General features: G+C 60.7%; 1 protein-coding gene. It reads right to left on the reverse strand.

Annotated elements, in window-relative coordinates:
- Positions 1 to 182, reverse strand: a 182-nt coding sequence (locus EOA29_RS40430; protein WP_127222605.1) for a LacI family DNA-binding transcriptional regulator, incomplete at its 3' end; no start/stop codon positions are given.
- Positions 183 to 415 lie beyond the last annotated feature (233 nt).

The following is a 415-nucleotide window of genomic DNA, read 5'->3' on the forward strand; positions in this document are numbered from 1 at the left end:
CTGCGGGTCGAGGCGACCTTCAGCGAGCGCGCCAGTTCGTTGGGCTGATAGCCCATGGCGGCGATGGCCTCGTTGATCAGTCTCGCCTTCTCGGGCGAAACAAAGCGGGTGCCGTTGACAACGTGCGAGACGGTCGACACCGAGACGCCGGCGCGGCGCGCGACCTCAGCCATTGTCGGCATGACGGCTCGTGTGGAGTGCCCGCAAGCGCTCCTCCCTTGATTGCGTTTCCCGACCGCTCTTCGGCGGATTTATGGAAACCATAGAGCCATCGAAACGTTTGCGCAATCGATTCGATAAAAGCTCGCGACAAATTTTTGTCGCGGGCTGAAAACTTGGAAATCAGGTGGTGAAAGCCAACCAGGCCGTGCAGGCGGCAAGCGTGACCAGCGTCAGCGGCAAGCCGACCTTGAAG

This window comes from Mesorhizobium sp. M1E.F.Ca.ET.063.01.1.1 (assembly GCF_003998155.1).
Taxonomy (GTDB): Bacteria; Pseudomonadota; Alphaproteobacteria; order Rhizobiales; family Rhizobiaceae; genus Mesorhizobium.